The following is a 17293-nucleotide window of genomic DNA, read 5'->3' on the forward strand; positions in this document are numbered from 1 at the left end:
ATGGGAGTTGGTGATCACACACTTCCGCTGACGCGCGGGCAGCTTGACATCTGGCTCTCGCAGGAAACGGGCTTCGTCGGCACGGAGTGGCAGCTCGGCCTCTTGATAAAGATCGAGGGTCCGGTTGACCGGGACGCCCTCGAGCGCGCCCTCACGCAGGCCGTCGCGGAGGCCGAGGCCGGCAGGGTGTCGTTCTTCGAGGTCGACGGCCACGTCGTGCAGAAGCCGATCGACTACCCGAACGTCGAACTCACTTTCCACGACCTGACTTCCTTGCCGGATCCCGTGCAGGAAGCCCGCACCATGGCGTCGTCGATCCAGCGCACGCCGATGGCATTGAACGGTCAGCTGTTCCAATTCGTGTTGTTCCAGACACAGGCTGACGAGTTCTATTTGTTCGGTTGCTGCCACCACATCGCAATCGACGGATTGGGAATGGCGCTGGTATGCCGTCGGGTCGCCACGATTTACACGGCCATGGTTGCCGGAAAGCCCATTCCTGACGCCTACTTCGGCTCGGCCCAGGATTTGGTGGACCTGGAGTCGGAGTACGAAGCGTCCTCCGACTATCAGGAGGACAAGGAGTACTGGAGCCACAACCTGCCGCCGGAGACCTCATGGGTCGACCGGCCGTCGGACGCCCCGAGCGGCCGGGACCACTACTCGCCGTCCGCCTCCGTCCAGTTGGACCCCTCGGTCACCACCCGGATCAAGGAGCTGTCCAAGAAGCTGGGCATCCGCCGGTTCTCCGTCACCACCGCGGCCTGCGCGTTGCTGGTGCGGGCGTGGTCGGGGAGCGGTTCGCAGGTCGCGCTCGACTTCCCGGTGAGCCGGCGAGTTCGCCCGGAGTCGAAAACCCTGCCCGGGATGTTCGCCGGCGTGGTGCCGCTGGTGCTGGACACCCCGCCCACGGGCACGGTCGCCGACTTCTGCAAACACGTCGACATTCGAATCCGTGAGCTGCTGCACCACCAGCGGTTCCCCGTGCACACCCTCGAGAGCGACGGTCTGCGGCAGGCGGCGAGCCGGGTCGGCATCAACTTCCTCCCGATGCGGCTCACCCTCGACCTCGCCGGATCGCCGGCGACCGCCACCTACACCAACCACGGGCCGGTGGGGCACTTCAGCCTGTTTTTCCTCGGTTCCGGCGATCAGATGTTCCTGAGCACCGCGGGACCGGGCCAGCCGTTCGCCGACTTCGGCGTCGCCGACCTGGCGGCCCGGATGCAGCAGGTGCTGGAGGAGATGACCGCCGACCCGGAGCGGTGGCTGTCCTCGATCGACCTGCTGGCCGCCGACGAGCCGGCCAAGCTGGACGAGTGGAGCAATCGGGCGGCGTTGGCCGAACCGGTGCCCGCCCCGGTGTCGATCCCGGTCGCGTTCGCCGAACACGTGCAGCGGACTCCCGACGCGCCGGCCGTCACCTGCTCCGCCAAGTCGTTGACGTTCGCCGAACTGGACGAGGCTTCCAACCGGCTGGCGCAGCTGCTGGCCGGCCACGGGGTGGGCCCGGGTGGCTGCGTCGCCGTCATGTTCCCCCGGTGCACCGACGCGATCGTCGCGATGCTCGCGGTGCTCAAGACCGGGGCGGCCTACGTGCCGATCGACCCCGCGCACTCCGCGGCGCGCATGGAGTTCGTGCTCTCCGACGCGGCGCCGAGCGCCGTCATCACCACCGCCGACCTGCGGTCGCGGCTGGACGGCCACGACCTGCTGGTCGTCGATGTCCACGACCCGGCCGTCGACGCCCAGCCCGCCACGCCGCTCCCGGCGCCGGCCCCGGAGAACATCGCCTACATCATCTACACCTCCGGAACCACCGGAACCCCCAAAGGCGTTGCGATTCCTCATCTCAACGTCACCTGGCTGATCGACTCGCTCGACGCCGGCCTGCCCAAGGGGCAGGTGTGGACGCAGTGCCACTCGTCGGCCTTCGACTTCTCGGTCTGGGAGATCTTCGGCGCCCTGCTGCGTGGCCGGCGGCTGCTGGTGGTCCCCGAGTCGGTGGCGAGCTCCCCGGAAGAGCTGCACGATCTGCTGGTCGCGGAGAAGGTCAGCGTGCTCACCCAGACGCCGTCGTCGGTCGCGATGCTGCCGGCCGACGGTCTGGAGTCCACCGCCCTGGTGGTGGCCGGCGAAGCCTGCCCGGCCCACTTGGTGGATCGGTGGGCGGCGCCCGGGCGGGTGATGCTGGACGCCTACGGCCCCACCGAGACCACGGTGTGCGCGTCGATCAGCAAGCCGCTGACCCCGGGATCGGCCGTGGTGCCGATCGGTTCGCCGATCGCCGGGGCGGCGATGTTCGTCCTCGACAAGTGGTTGCAGCCGGTGCCGGCCGGCGTGGTCGGCGAGCTGTACCTGGCCGGCCGCGGCGTCGGCATCGGGTACGTGCGCCGCGCCGGGCTGACGGCCTCCCGGTTCGTGGCCAACCCCTTCGGCGGACCGGGCGCGCGCATGTACCGGACTGGCGACCTGGTCTGCTGGGGCGAAGACGGGCAGCTGCAATACTTCGGCCGCTCCGACGAGCAGGTCAAGATCCGCGGCTACCGCATCGAGCTCGGCGAAATCCAATCGGTGCTCAAGGGCCTCGACGGGGTGGACCAGGCCGCGGTGATCGCCCGCGAGGACAGGCCCGGCGACAAGCGCCTGGTCGGCTACATCACCGGCACGGCCGATCCGGCCGCGATCCGCGCCGCGCTGGCCGACCGCCTGCCGCCGTACATGGTGCCGGCCGCGGTGGTGGTGCTGGAGACCCTGCCGCTGACCGGCAACGGCAAGCTCGACAAGCGCGCCCTGCCCGCACCCGAATACGCGACCGCGGAATACCGCGCGCCGGAAGACCCGGTCGAGGAGATCCTCGCCGACATCTATGCCCAGGTGCTGGGCCTGGAGCGGGTCGGGGTGGACGCCTCGTTCTTCGACCTCGGCGGCGACAGCATTCTGTCCATGCAGGTGGTGGCCAGGGCGCGGGCGGCCGGGATCCTGTTCCGGCCGCGCGACGTGTTCGTCGAGCAATCGGTGTCCCGGCTGGCGCGGGTGGCCGAGGTGGCGGTCGACGGCGCGGCCGGCGCGGCCGACGACGGCGTCGGGCCGGTGGTGGCCACCCCGATCATGCGGTGGCTGCACGGCATCGAGGGCCCGATCGAGCAGTTCAACCAGACCATGGTGGTGCGGGCCCCGGCCGGAGCTACCGAGGCCGACGTGGTGGCGGTGCTGCAGGCGCTGCTGGATCGCCATGCCGCGCTGCGGCTGCGCGCCGACGACGACGGCGCGGGCGGTTGGTCGCTGCAGGTGCCCGAGATCGGCGCGGTGGACGCGCGCGGCTGCGTGCACGCCGTCGAGTCGCTGTCCGACGAATCGTTGGCCGACGCGCGGTCGCGGTTGAACCCGGCGGCCGGGGTGATGGTCAGCGCGGCCTGGGCGGAGTCCACGGGCGAGCTGGCGCTGATCATCCACCACCTGGCCGTCGACGGGGTGTCGTGGCGAATCCTGGTGGAAGACTTCAACATTGCCTGGGCCCAGCATCACAACGGGCAGCCCATCTCTCTGCTGGCGCCCGGGACGTCGTTCGCCCGCTGGTCGACGCTGCTTGCCGAGCACGCGCAGCGAGCCGACGTGGTGGCCCGGGCGGACGAGTGGCGACAGGTGGCGGCCACCCCGACCGCGCTGCCGGCGGTGCGGCCCGACGTCGACACCTATGTCACGGCGGGTCAGCTGTCGGTCTCGCTGGACGTCGAGACGACCCGGCTGCTGCTGGGCGAGGTGCCGGCGGCGTTCCACGCCGGCGTGGGCGACATCCTGCTGATCGCATTCGGGCTGGCGTTCGCCGAATTCCTGGGCACCGGCGCGGCGCCGATCGGCGTCGACGTGGAGGGCCACGGGCGCCAGGAGGAGCTTTTCCCGCGGGTCGACCTGTCGCGCACCGTGGGCTGGTTCACCACCAAGTACCCGGTGGCGTTGAACGGCGGCCGGCTGAACTGGTCGCAGGTGGCGGCCGGCGAGGCCGCGCTGGGCCCGGTGATCAAGGCCGCCAAGGAACAGCTGCGCGCCCTGCCCGACGGCCTGACCTACGGGCTGCTGCGCTACCTCAACGCCGACGTCGACCTCGACGGGCCCGACCCGGTCATCGGGTTCAACTACCTCGGGCGGCTCGGCGCGGGCGCCGACCTCTCCGACGAGCTGTGGCGGGTCAGCCACGACAGCCTGGCGGTGGCGGCCGTCGCCACCGCGGTGCCGATGCCGCTGGCGCACACCGTCGAGCTGAACGCCGGGACCATGGACACCGACGCCGGCCCGCACCTGCAGGCCAACTGGACGTGGGCACCGTCGGCGCTGGACGAGGAGCGCGTCAGCCGGTTGAGCCAGTTGTGGTTCGAGGCGCTGACCGGGATCTGCGCGCACGTCCGGGCTGGCGGCGGCGGGTTGACCCCGTCGGACATCGCGCCCGCCCACCTCACCCAACAACAACTCGACGCCCTCTGCCGCCAGGGTGGCGTCGCCGACGTGCTGCCGCTGACCCCGGTGCAGCAGGGACTGCTGTTCCACACCGAGTTCGGACAGGTCACCGACGACCTGTACGCGGTTCAGCTGGGCATCACCGTCAGCGGCGCCCTCGACGCGGCGCGGCTGCGCGAGGCCGTCCACACCGCCGTCAAGCGCCACCCCAACCTGGTCGCCCGGTTCACCGAGGACTTCGGCGAGCCGGTGCAGGTCATCCCGGCCGATCCGCAGATGGCGTGGCGGTACGTCGAGCTGGACGCCGGCAACGTCGACGACCAGGTCGAGCGCTTGTGCGCGGACGAACGCGCGGCAGTGTGCGACCTGGCCGACCAGCCCACGTTCCGGGGCTTGCTGATCCGCACGGCGCCCGACCGGCACCGGTTCGTGCTGACCATCCACCACATCGTCGTCGACGGCTGGTCGCTGCCCGTCCTGCTGCAGGAGGTCTTCGCCAGCTACTACGGCGAGCGGCTGCCCGCCGCCCCGTCGTACCGCAGCTTCGTGACCTGGCTGACCAACCAGGACCGCGCCGCCGCGCAGGCGGCGTGGGCGCAGGCGCTGGCCGGTTTCGAGACCCCCACCCTGGTCGGCCCGCCCGGGCAGATCGGCCGTCGGGGCGTCGCCGCCTTCCACGTGCCCGCCGAGACCACGAAGGCGCTCGGCGAGCTGGCCCGCTCGTGCCGGACCACCATCAGCAGCGTGCTGCAGGGTGCGTGGACGCAGCTGCTGACCTGGATGACCGGCCACCATGACGTGGCCTTCGGCACCGCGGTCTCCGGACGGCCGACCGAACTGCACGGCTCCGACTCGATGGTCGGCCTGCTGATCAACACGGTGCCGGTGCGGGCGACGATCACCGCGACCACCACCGTCGCCGACCTGCTCGACCAGCTGCAACACCTGCACAACGACACCGTCGACTACGAGCACCTGGCGCTGCCCGAGATCCACCGCGTCACCGGTCACGACCAGCTGTTCGACACCCTCTTCCTCTACGAGAACTACCCGATCGACGCGGGCGCGCTGCTGGGCGTCCACGAGCTGGCCGTCACCGACTTCAGCAGCCGGGAGTTCAACCACTACCCGCTGTCGGTGGTGGCCTCGCCCGGTCACGAACTGAGCCTGCGCGTCGAGTTCGACACCGAGGTGTTCAACCGCGCCGCCATCGACACGTTGATCGAGCGGCTGCAGCAGGTGATGGTGGCCATGACCGCCGACTCCTCACGGCGGCTGTCCTCGATCGACCTGCTCGACGCCGCCGAGCACCACCGGCTCGACGACTGGGGCAACCGCCCGGTGCTGGCCGAGGCGGCGCCCAAGCTGGCGTCGATTCCGGAGCTGTTCGCCGCCCAGGCGGCCCGCGCGCCGGAGGCGGTGGCCATCACCTACGGCGACCGGTCGTGGACCTACGGCGAGGTCGAGGAGTCCGCGAACCGGCTGGCGCACCTGTTGGCCGGCCGGGGCGCCGGCCCGGGGGAGCGCGTCGCGGTGCTGTTCCCGCGCACGACCGAGGCCGTCGTGGCGATCCTGGCGGTGCTCAAGACCGGGGCGGCCTACGTGCCGGTCGACCCGACGGTGCCGGACACGCGCATGCAGTTCGTGCTCGGCGACGCCGCGCCGATCGCCGCGGTCACCACCGCGGAGGTGCGGTCGCGGCTCGACGGCTCGAACCTGGACATCATCGACTTCGACGACCCCGCCGTCGCGAGCCAGCCCACCGACGGGCTGCCCGCACCGTCGCCGGAGGACATCGCCTACATCATCTATACGTCCGGCACCACGGGCACCCCCAAGGGCGTCGCGGTGCCGCACCGCAACGTCACCCAGCTGCTGGAGTCCCTGGACGCACAGCTGGCGTTGGGGCAGGTGTGGACGCAGTGCCACTCGCTGGCCTTCGACTTCTCGGTGTGGGAGATCTTCGGGTCGCTGCTGTACGGCGGCCGGCTGGTGATCGTGCCCGACGCGGTGGTGCGTTCACCCGAAGAGCTGCATGCGATGCTGGTCCGCGAACAGGTCAGCGTGCTGAGCCAGACGCCGTCGGCGTTCTACGCGCTGCAGACCGCCGACTCTCTCGCGCCCGAACTCGGCCAGCAGCTCAAGCTGCAGACCGTGGTGTTCGGTGGCGAGGCGCTCGAGCCGCAGAAGCTGGGCAAGTGGCTGCACCACCACCCGGGGCTGCCGCGGCTGATCAACATGTACGGCATCACCGAGACCACGGTCCACGCGTCGTTCCGGGAGATCGTCGACGGTGACGTGGACAGCAACGCCAGCCCCATCGGCGTCCCGCTGGCCCACCTGGGCTTCTTCGTGCTGGACGGCTGGCTGCGGCCGGTGCCCGAGGGCGTCGTCGGCGAGTTGTATGTGGCCGGCCGGGGCCTCGCCTACGGGTACGTGGGCCGCTCGGGGCTGTGCGCGACGCGGTTCGTGGCCTGCCCGTTCGGCGGGGCTGGCGCCCGGATGTATCGCACCGGGGACCTGGTGCGCTGGGGCGCCGACGGCCAGCTGCAGTACATGGGGCGCGCCGACGAGCAGGTCAAGATCCGCGGCTACCGCATCGAACTCGGTGAAGTGCATGCGGCCCTGGCCGCCCTGGACGGCGTCAACGAAGCGGCGGTGATCGCCCGCGAGGACCGCCCCGGCGACAAGCGGCTGGTGGGCTACGTGACCGGCACCGCCGACCCGGCCGAGATCCGCAACCAGCTCGGGGAGCGGCTTCCCGCCTACATGGTGCCCACGGCCGTGGTGGTGCTCGAGGCGCTGCCGCTGACCGTCAACGGCAAGCTGGACACCCGCGCGCTGCCGGCGCCGGAATACTCCGACACCGACCACTACCGGGCGCCGGGCACGGCCATCGAGGAGATCCTGGCCGGCATCTACGCCCAGGTACTCGGGGTGGAGCGGGTCGGGGTGGACGACTCGTTCTTCGACCTCGGCGGCGACAGCATCCTGTCGATGCAGGTCGTCGCCCGCGCCCGGGCGGCCGGTGTGGTCTGCCGCCCGCGGGACATCTTCGTCGAGCAGACGGTGGCCCGGCTGGCCCGGGTCGCCGGGGTGGCCAGCGACGACGACGTGGTCGACGAGGGCATCGGCCCGGTGGTCGCCACCCCGATCATGCGGTGGCTGCACAGCGTCGACGGGCCGGTCGAGCAGTTCAACCAGACCATGGTTGTGCAGGCCCCGGCCGGGGTGGGCGAGAGCGACGTGGTGCTGATCCTGCAGGCTTTGCTGGATCGGCACGCCATGCTTCGGCTGCGGGTCGACGACGACGGCGAGGGCGGCTGGTCCCTGCGGGTGCCCGAGGTCGGCGCGGTCGACGCCGCGGGGTGTGTGCACACCGTCGAGGCCCTGTCCGACACGGCACTGGCGGCCGCGCGCGACCAGCTGAACCCGGCCAGCGGCGCGATGCTGCGCGCGGTGTGGGTGCCCTCCACGGGCCAGTTGGCGTTGGTCATCCACCACCTGGCCGTCGACGGCGTGTCGTGGCGAATCCTGTTGGAAGACTTGAATATTGCCTGGGCTCAGCACCACAGCGGCCAGCCGTTGGCGCTGCCGGTGGGCGGGATGTCGTTCGCCCGGTGGTCGTCGCTGCTGGCCGAACACGCGCGCCGGCCGGAGGTTGTCGACACCGCCGAGGCGTGGCGGCAGATCGCATCGACGCCGGCGCCGCTGCCGGCGGTGGCGCCCGACATCGACACCTTCGTCAGCGCGGGACAGCTGTCGGTGTCGCTCGACGCCGACACCACCCGGTTGTTGCTGGGCGAGGTTCCCGCCGCGTTCCACGCCGGGGTGCAGGACATCCTGTTGATCGCGTTCGGGTTGGCCTGGGCGCAGTTCGTGGGCACCGGCGCGCCGATCGGCATCGACGTGGAGGGCCACGGCCGCCACGAGGAGCTGGGTCCGCACGTCGACCTGTCCCGCACCGTCGGGTGGTTCACCACCAAGTACCCCGTCGCGCTCAAGGTCGGCGGCCTGTCCTGGGGTCAGGTCGTCGCCGGTGAGGCCGAGCTGGGGGCGCTGGTCAAGGACGCCAAGGAGCAGCTGCGTGCCCTGCCGGACGCGCTGACCTACGGGTTGCTGCGCTATCTGAACCCGGACGTCGAGCTGGACGGCTCGGACCCGGTGATCGGGTTCAACTACCTGGGCCGCCTGGGCGGCGCCGCCGACCTCTCCAGCGACTTCTGGCGCCTCGACCAGGACAGCCTCGCGTCGGCCGGGTCGGCGACGGCGGTGCCCATGCCGCTGCCGCACACCGTCGAGCTCAACGCCGGCACCCTGGACACCGCCGCCGGCCCGCTGCTGCAGGCCAACTGGACGTGGGCGCGCTCGGCGCTCGACGAGGTCCAGATCGGGCGGCTGAGCGAGTTGTGGTTCGACGCCCTGAGCGGCATCTGCAGCCACGTGCGCAGCGGTGGCGGCGGGCTGACCCCGTCGGACCTGGCCCCCGCCCGGCTGACCCAGCGCGACATCGACGAGCTGTGCCAGCGCTTCGCGGTCGCCGACGTGTTGCCGCTGACCCCGCTGCAGCAGGGCCTGCTGTTCCACACCGGCACGGCGCACGGGAGCGACGATCTGTACGCGGTGCAGCTCGACATCAGCGTGAGCGGTGCGCTCGACCCGCACCGGCTGAGCGACGCCGTGCACGCCGTCATCAAGCGGCATCCCAACGTGGTGGCGCACTTCATCGAAGACTTCGGCGAGCCCGTGCAGGTGCTCTCGGCCGACCCGCCGCTGGCGTGGCGCTACGTCGAACTCGACGCCGAAGACCTCGAGCCCGAAGAGCAGATCCAGCAGCTGTGCGCCGCCGAGCGCGCCGCGGTGTGCGACCTGGCGGAGCGCCCGCCGTTCCGGGCCGCGCTGATCCGCACCGCGGACAACCGGCACCGCTTCGTGCTGACCAACCATCACATCGTGCTCGACGGGTGGTCGAAACCCCTTCTGCTGCAGGAGATCTTCGCCGCCTACTACGGGGTGCCGCTGCCCGCCCCGGTGCCTTACCGCAAGTTCGTCGATTGGTTGGCCGCGCAGGACCGCGGCGCCGCCCAGGCGGCGTGGCGGCGGGTGCTGGCCGGCTTCGACACCCCCACGCTGGTCGGGCCGCCCGGCCGGATGAGCCTCGGGCCGCGGGCCGTCTCGTCGTTCCAGATGTCGGCGGAGACCACCCGGGCCCTCGGCGAGCTGGCCCGGTCGTGCCACACCACCGTCAGCACCGTGCTGCAGGGCGCGTGGGCGCAGCTGCTGATGTGGCTGACCGGCCAGCACGACGTCACCTTCGGGACGGCGGTCTCCGGCCGCCCGACCGATCTGGCCGGCTCGGACCAGATGGTGGGGCTGCTGATCAACACGGTGCCGGTGCGGGCCACGATCGGCGCCGAGACCACCATCGCCGACCTGCTCAACCAGCTACAAAGCGCCTACAACGACACGCTCGAGCACCAGCACTTAGCGCTGAATGAGATTCATCGTGTAACGGGACACGACCAATTATTCGACACCATGTTCGTGTATGAGAACTATCCAATCGACACCGCCGCGTTATCGACCGTCGACGAACTGGCCATCGACGGCTTCACGAACCGGGAATTCAACCATTACCCGCTCTCGGTGCAAGCCGTGCCGGGTCACGAACTGGGTCTTCGCGTCGAATTCGATACAGAAGTCTTCGACACGGGCAGAATCGAGAGGTTGATAGAGCGGTTCCGGCGCGTGCTGGAAGCCATGACCGCAGATCTGGAGGAGCAGTCATGACCGTCGGTGCAGGGCGGCGATTGTTGTCCATCGACTTGCTCGATGGCGGCGAGCACGACCGCCTCGACGAGTGGGGCAACCGGGCGGTGCTGACCGCGCCGGCGACGGGTGCTGTCTCGATCCCGGCGTTGTTCGCCAAGCAGGTCGCCCGCGTCCCGGAGGCTCCGGCGCTGACGTTCGACGGCCGCACGCTGACCTACCGCGAACTCGACGAGGCCGCCAACCGGCTGGCGCACCTGCTGGCCGAGCACGGCGCGGGCCCCGGCGAAAGCGTGGCGCTGCTCCAGTCACGTTCGGCTGAGGCGATCGTGTCGATCCTGGCCGTCCTCAAGACCGGCGCGGCCTACCTGCCGATCGATCCGGCCGTCCCGGCCTCCCGGATGGAGTTCATGCTCGGCGACGCGGCCCCGGTCGCCGCGGTGACGACGGCCGAGCTGCGGCCGCGCCTGGACGGGTTCGACCTGCTGGTCGTCGAGGTCGACGACCCGGCGGTGGCCGAACAGCCCACCTCGGGGCTGCCCGGGCCGGCCCCCGAGGACATCGCGTACATGATCTACACCTCGGGCACCACCGGAACGCCCAAGGGCGTGGCGGTCACCCACCAGAACGTCACCCAACTGCTGAAGAAGCTGCCCGCCGACCTGCCGAAGGCCGGTGTCTGGTCGCAGTGGCACTCGCTGGTGTTCGACGTGTCGGTCTGGGAGATCTGGGGTCCGCTGCTGCACGGCGGGCGCCTGGTCGTGGTGCCCGAGTCGGTGGCCGGCTCCCCGGACGACCTGCACGCGCTGCTGGTCGCCGAGAAGGTCACCGTGTTGTGCCAGACCCCGTCGGCGGTGGGCATGCTGTCGCCGGACGGCCTGGATTCGACTGCGCTGATCGTGGCGGGCGAGGCCTGCCCGGCCGAGGTGGTGGACCGGTGGGCGCCGGGGCGCGTGATGATCAACGCCTACGGCCCGACCGAGGGCACGGTGTACGCATCGATGAGCGCGCCGCTGACCGCCGAGTCGGGGGCGCCGACGATCGGCTCACCGGTGCCAGGGGCCGCGCTGTTCGTGCTGGATAAGTGGCTGCGGCCCGCGCCGGAGGGCGTCGTCGGCGAGCTGTACATCGCCGGTCGCGGCGTGGCCTCCGGGTACGTGCGCCGGGCGGGTCTGACGGCGTCGCGCTTCATCGCGTGCCCGTTCGGGGCGCCGGGGACGCGGATGTACCGCACCGGCGACCTGGTCCGCTGGGGCGTCGACGGCCAGCTGCAGTACCTGGGCCGGGCCGACGAGCAGGTCAAGATCCGCGGCTACCGCATCGAGCTCGGCGAGATCCAGACCGCGCTCGCCGCGCTGGACGGCGTCGAGCAGTCGGCCGTGATCGCCCGCGAGGACCGCCCCGGCGACAAGCGACTGGTCGGCTACATCACCGGCACCGCCGACCCGGCCGAGATCCGCGCCCGGCTCGGCGAACGGCTGCCCAAATACATGGTGCCCGCCGCGATCGTGGTGCTGGACGCGCTGCCGTTGACCGTCAACGGCAAGCTCGACAAGCGGGCCCTGCCCGCCCCCGAGTACCAGAAGACAACCGGTGAATACCGCGCCCCGACCACAGCCGTCGAAGAGACCCTGGCCGCCATTTACGCCCAGGTCCTCGGCCTCGAGCGGGTGGGCGTCGACGACTCGTTCTTCGACCTGGGCGGCGACAGCATCCTGTCGATGCAGGTCGTCGCCCGCGCCCGCGCCGCCGGCGTGGTGTGCCGCCCGCGCGACGTCTTCGTCGAGCAGACCGTGGCCCGGCTGGCCCGGGTGGCCGGTGTGGCCTCCGACGACGACGTCGTCGACGAGGGCCTCGGCGCGGTGGTCGCCACCCCGATCATGCGCTGGCTCCAGCAGGTCGACGGCCCCACCGACCAGTTCAACCAGACCATGGTCGTGCAGGCCCCCGCGGGCGTCACCCGCGAGGACGTCCAGGTGGTGCTCCAGTCGCTGCTGGACCGGCATGCCACCCTGCGGATGCGGGTGGACGACGACGGCGCCGGCGGCTGGTCGCTGCACGTGCCCGAGGTCGGTGCGGTCGAGGCGGAAGCGTGCATGCACACCGTTGACACGTTGTCCGACGCGGCGCTGGTGGCCGCGCGTTCGCAGCTCAACCCCGCGGCGGGCATCATGCTGCGCGCCGTGTGGGCCGAAGCCACGGCCCAGCTGGCGCTGATGATTCACCACCTGGCCGTCGACGGGGTGTCGTGGCGAATCCTGTTGGAAGACTTGAACATCGCCTGGGCCCAGCACCACAGCGGCCAGCCGGTGGCGTTGCCGACGGGCGGGACGTCGTTCGCCCGGTGGTCGGCGATCCTGGCCGAGCACGCCCAGCGCCCCGACGTCGTCGCCCAGGCCGACGCGTGGCGTGAGGTCGCCGCGACCCCGGCGCTGTTGCCGGCGGTGCGCCCCGACCTCGACACCTACGAGACGGCCAAGCAGCTGTCGGTGTCGCTGGACGTCGACACCACCCGGATGCTGCTGGGTGAGGTGCCCGCGGCGTTCCACGCCGGGGTGCAGGACATCCTGTTGATCGCGTTCGGGTTGGCCTGGGCGCGGTTCGTCGGCACCGGCGCGCCGATCGGCATCGACGTGGAGGGCCACGGCCGCCACGAGGAACTGGGTCCGCACGTCGACCTGTCCCGCACCGTGGGCTGGTTCACCACCAAGTACCCGGTCGCGCTGACCGTCGGCGAGCTGGACTGGGCGCAGGTGATGGCCGGCGACCCCGCGCTCGGCGAGCTGGTGAAGAAGGCAAAGGAACAGCTGCGCGCCCTGCCCGACCCGCTGACCTACGGGCTGCTGCGGTACATGAACGCCGAGGTGGACCTGGAAGGGTCCGACCCGGTGATCGGGTTCAACTACCTGGGCCGCCTGGGTGCTGCCGCCGACCTGCCCGGCGAGATGTGGCGGATCAGCCAGGACAGCCTGTCGTTCACCGGCGCCGCCAGCGCGGCGCTGCCCATGCCGTTGATGCACACCGTCGACCTCAACGCCGGGACCATGGACACCGAGGCCGGCCCCCACCTGCAGGCCAACTGGACCTGGGCGCCCTCGGCGCTGGACCACGAGCAGGTCAGCCGGTTGAGCCAGTTGTGGTTCGAGGCCCTCGCCGGGATCTGCGCGCACGTGCGCAGCGGCGGCGGCGGCCTGACCCCGTCGGACGTCGCCCCCGCCCGGCTGACCCAGCAGCAGCTCGACGACTTGTGCCAGCAGTACGCGGTCGCCGACGTGTTGCCGTTGACCCCGCTGCAGCAGGGGCTGCTCTTCCACGCCAGCTTCGCGCACGACCTCGGCGACGATGTGTATGCGGTGCAGCTCGGTATCACCGTGACCGGTGACCTCGATGCGCACCGGTTGCGTGAGGCCGTCCACACCGTCGTCGAGCGGCATCCGAACCTGGCGGCCCGGTTCTGCCCGCAGTTCGGCGAGCCGGTTCAGGTCATTCCTGCCGACCCGGTGATGGCATGGCGTTACGTCCAGCTCGGCTCGGAAGACCTGGACCCCGAGGAGAAGATCGAACAGCTCTGCGCTGCCGAGCGCGCGGCGGTCAGCGACCTCGCCCACCGGCCGGCGTTCCGGGCCGCGTTGATCCGCACCGCCGACAACCGGCACCGGTTCGTCCTGACCAACCATCACATCGTGATGGACGGATGGTCGCTGCCGATCATGCTGCGGGAGATCCTGACCAGCTACTACGGCGAGCGGTTGCCCGCGCCCGCGTCCTACCGCAGCTACCTGAACTGGCTGACGGCCCAGGACCGCACGGCCGCCCGGGCGGCGTGGGCCGAGGTGATGGCCGGCTTCGACACCCCCACGCTGGTGGGTCCGCCGGCCCGGCTGGGTCTGGGTCGGCGCGGCGTCGAGTCGTACCGGCTGCCCGCGGAGACGACACGCGCGCTGGGCGAGTTGGCCCGGTCCTGCCACACCACGATCAACACCGTGCTGCAGGCGGCTTGGGCGCAGCTGCTGATGAGGTTGACCGGCCAGCACGACGTGGCCTTCGGCACCGCGGTGTCGGGCCGGCCCGCCGATCTGGTCGGCGCCGACTCGATGGTGGGCCTGCTGATCAACACGGTGCCGGTGCGCGCCAACGTCAGCGCGGGCACGACGGTGGCCGAGTTGCTGCAACAACTGCAGCGCGCCCATAACGACACGATCGAGCACGAGCACCTGGCGCTCAACGAGATTCACCGCGTCACGGGACACGACGTGCTGTTCGACACCCTGTTCCTGTACGAGAACTACCCGATCGACACCAGCGTGCCGCTGGGCTTCCACGAGCTGGCGATCACCGATGTCACCAACCGCGAATACAACCACTACCCGCTCTCGGTGATGGCGCTGCCGGGCCGTGAACTGGGCCTGCGCGTCGAGTTCGACACCAGCGTCTTCGACACCGCCGGGATCGAGTCGCTGATCGAGCGCTTCCAGCGGGTGTTGGGGGCCATGACCGCCGACTCCAGCCAGCGGCTCTCGGTCATGGATGTGCTGGACGGCGACGAGCGTGCCCGCCTCGACGAGTGGGGCAACCGGGCGGTGCTGACCGCGCCGGTGCGGGCGGCGAAGTCGATCCCGGCCCTGTTCGCCAGGCAGGTAGCCCGCGTGCCGGAGTCCGTCGCGCTGACGTTCGAGGGTCGCTCGATGACCTACCGCGAGCTGGACGAGGCCGCGAACCGGTTGGCCCACCTGCTCGCCGCGCACGGCGCGGGCCCGGGCGAAAGCGTGGCGCTGCTGTTCTCCCGCTCGGCCGAGGCGATCGTCGCCATCCTGGCGGTGCTCAAGACGGGGGCGGCATACCTGCCGATCGACCCGGCGGTTCCGGCGGCGCGGATCGAGTTCGTGCTCACCGACGCCGCGCCGGTCGCCGCCGTGACGACCGCCGACCTGCGGTCGCGGCTGGACGGCTCCGACCTGCTGGTCATCGACGTCAACGACCCGGCGGTGGACACCCAGCCCGCCACGGCGCTACCGGCACCGACGGCCGCGGACATCGCGTACCTGATCTACACGTCGGGCACCACGGGTGTCCCGAAAGGTGTAGCAGTCACCCACCTCAACGCCACCCAACTGCTGGAGAAGCTGCACGCCGACCTGCCGGCCCCGGGCGTGTGGGCGCAGTGGCATTCGCTGGTGTTCGACGTCTCGGTGCACGAGATCTTCGGCGCGCTGTTGCACGGCGGCCGGCTGGTCGTGGTGCCCGAGTCCGTGGCCGGCTCCCCGAAGGACCTGCACGCCCTGCTGGTCGCGGAGAGCGTGACGGTGCTCAGCCAGACCCCGTCGGCCGTGGGCATGCTCTCGCCCGAGGGGCTGGAAGCGACGGCCCTGGTGGTCGCCGGGGAGGCCTGCCCGCCCGAGGTGGTGGACCGGTGGGCGCCGGGCCGGGTGATGATCAACGCCTACGGCCCGACCGAGGGCACGGTGTACGCGGCGATGAGCTCGCCGCTGAACCCGGACACGGGAGCCCCGATCGGCTCCCCGGTCCCGGGGGCGGCGCTGTTCGTGCTGGACAGGTGGCTGCGTCCGGCGCCGCAGGGCGTCGTCGGCGAACTCTACATCGCCGGTCGCGGTGTGGCGTCCGGTTATGCGCGCCGCTCCGGCCTGACGGCCTCGCGGTTCGTGGCGTGCCCGTTCGGGGCGCCCGGTGCGCGCATGTATCGCACCGGGGACCTGGTCCGCTGGGGCGCCGACGGGCAGCTGCAGTACCTGGGCCGGGTCGACGAGCAGGTCAAGATCCGTGGCTACCGCATCGAGCTCGGCGAAATCCAGGCGGCCCTGGCCGGTTTGGACGGGGTGGAGCAGGCGGCGGTGATCGCCCGCGAGGACCGCCCCGGCGACAAGCGGCTGGTCGGCTACATCACCGGCACCGCCGACCCGGCCGAGATCCGGGCCCAGTTGGGCGAAAGGCTGCCGGCGTACATGGTGCCGGTTGCGGTGGTGGTACTGGACGCGCTGCCGTTGACCGTCAACGGCAAGCTCGACAAGCGGGCCCTGCCCGCCCCCGAGTACCAGAAGACCGGCGGCGAATACCGGGCCCCGGCCACCCCAGTGGAAGAGACCCTCGCCGAGATCTACGCCAACGTCCTTGGGCTGCAGCGGGTTTCGGTCGAGGACTCGTTCTTCGACCTCGGCGGCGACTCGCTGTCCGCTATGCGGGTGATCGCCGAGATCAACACGGCCCTCGACGCCAACCTCTCGGTGCGCACCTTGTTCGAGGCGCCGACGGTGCGACGCCTCGGCCAACGGGCAGAGCACGACGCCAGCGGCGCGGACGAAGCCGAGGGTGGGGAGGCCAGCTTCGCCTCGGTGCATGGTCGCGACGCCACCCAGATCTACGCGAGCGATCTGACGCTGGAGAAGTTCATCGACGCGGCGACGCTGAGCGGCGCACCGTCGTTGCCCGGCCCGAGCTCGGAGGTGCGGACGGTCCTGTTGACCGGGGCGACCGGTTTCTTGGGCCGTTACCTGGCCCTGCAGTGGCTGGAGCAGCTGGAGCTGGTGGACGGCAAGCTGATCTGCCTGGTGCGGGCCGGCTCGGACGAGGAGGCTCGTCAGCGGCTGGAGAAGACCTTCGACAGCGGTGACCCGAAGTTGCTGCGGTATTTCCAGGAGTTGGCCGCCGATCACCTGGAGGTCATCGCGGGCGACAAGGGTGCGGCGAACCTGGGCCTGGATGAGCCGACGTGGCAACGGCTGGCCGACACCGTCGACCTGATCGTGGACTCGGCGGCCCTGGTCAACGGCGTGCTGCCCTACAGCGAGCTGTTCGCCCCCAACGTCGCCGGCACCGCCGAGCTGATCCGGGTGGCCCTGACGAGCAAGCTGAAGCCGTACGCCTACGTGTCCACCTCCGACGTCGGCCGCCAGATCGACCCGGCGGCATTCACCGAGGACGCCGACATCCGCGTCATCAGCCCCATCCGCAAGATCGACGGCAGCTACGCCAACGGCTACGGCAACAGCAAGTGGGCCGGCGAGGTGTTGCTGCGCGAGGCCCACGACCTGTGCGGGCTGCCGGTCTCGGTGTT

At 71.0% G+C, this 17293-nt stretch carries 2 protein-coding genes; both read left to right on the forward strand.

The genetic code is table 11. The annotated features are described in order from the left end of the window. On the forward strand, positions 1–10245 hold the full coding sequence (locus tag A9X04_RS08260) for an amino acid adenylation domain-containing protein (RefSeq protein WP_067919220.1): 10245 nt from the start codon (positions 1–3) through the stop codon (positions 10243–10245). Continuing rightward, on the forward strand, positions 10242–17293 hold a 7052-nt coding region (locus A9X04_RS08265; RefSeq protein WP_067919227.1), incomplete at its 3' end, for a non-ribosomal peptide synthetase. The genes A9X04_RS08260 and A9X04_RS08265, both read left to right, overlap by 4 nt.

This window comes from Mycobacterium sp. E3247, assembly GCF_001667785.1.
Classification (GTDB): Bacteria; Actinomycetota; Actinomycetes; order Mycobacteriales; family Mycobacteriaceae; genus Mycobacterium.